Origin of the sequence: Streptomyces ossamyceticus (assembly GCF_001418475.1) — a bacterium.
Lineage (GTDB): Bacteria > Actinomycetota > Actinomycetes > Streptomycetales > Streptomycetaceae > Streptomyces > Streptomyces ossamyceticus.
This window is the reverse complement of record NZ_LIQX01000521.1, coordinates 226-1,340: the sequence shown is the minus strand read 5'-3', so window position 1 is coordinate 1,340 and position 1,115 is coordinate 226. Positions and strand designations below refer to the sequence as shown.

The following is a 1,115-nucleotide window of genomic DNA, read 5'->3' as shown; positions in this document are numbered from 1 at the left end:
ACCGCTCCCGGAACGCCGCCCGCAGCTGCGCCGACCGCGAGCCCCGCCAGTGCCCCGTCGCGAAGATGTCGATCAGCTCGTCCTCGCTGCGCGCCACCGCGCCCGGCGGGGACGACCGCAGGTCGAAGTACGTCCCCCGCGCCGCCTCGTACGCCTCCCAGTCCTCCGTGTGGATCACGATCGGCCGGTCGAGGTTGGCGTAGTCGAACATCAGGGACGAGTAGTCCGTGACGAGCGCGTCGGACGCCAGGCACAGGCCCTCGACGCTCGGATACCCGGTGACGTCCAGCAGCCGCCCGTGGGCGAGGTCCGTCAGCGGCGCGTCGTACGCGTGGTGCGCGCGGGCGAGGACCACGAACCGCGGCCCGAGCTTGCGCAGCACCCGCTCCAGGTCCAGGTGGGCGCGCTGCGAGTGGCGGTAGTCGCGGTGCGTGGGCGCGTACAGCAGGGCGACCGCGCCCTCCGGGATCCCGAGGTGTTCGCGGATCCGCGCCACATCCGCGGAGGTGGCCCGCAGCAGTACGTCGTTGCGCGGCGCGCCGTACTCGAGGGTCGTGTACGGGGACGGGTGGACCCGCTCCCAGACGAGCGTGGAGTGGCGGTTGCCGGACAGGACGTAGTCCCACTGGTCGCTGCCCCGCAGCGCCGCCTCGAAGTCCGTGCCGCGCGCGGCCGCCGGACGGTCCTGGAGGTCGAGCCCCATGTGCTTGAGCGGGGTGCCGTGCCGGGTCTGCACCAGCACCTGCCCGTCCCGCTTGATGAGCCGCCGGTCGAAGTCGACGTTGCTGACGAGGTACGTGGAGCGGGCCAGCGCCGTCCAGTACGCCATCGAGCCGGGCCGTACCCGCCGGGTCGCCACCGGCAGGGTGTGGTGGTGCTCCGGCCGGGCCACCCACGAGGTGCGCATGCCCGGCACGGACGTGCGGAACGCGTTCTCCAGCGCCGCCGGGTTGCACACATAGCCGCGGCCGTCGTACGCGGCGAACACCGCCCGGTCGGCCCGCAGCGGCAGCAGCCGCTGGACGCGGTAGTGCAGGCGGAGCCCGCCGCCCCGGACCAGCCGGCCCAGACCATGCGCCAGCCGGGCCGCGCCCCGGCCCGCGCGGGCCGTCGCC

Annotated in this window: 1 protein-coding gene; it reads right to left on the bottom strand. The window is 74.6% G+C overall.

Going from position 1 to position 1,115, the window contains the following annotated elements; genetic code table 11:
• Positions 1–1,115 (bottom strand): CDP-glycerol glycerophosphotransferase family protein (locus AOK15_RS31735; RefSeq protein WP_240508692.1); only part of this gene is annotated, 1,115 nt, incomplete at both ends.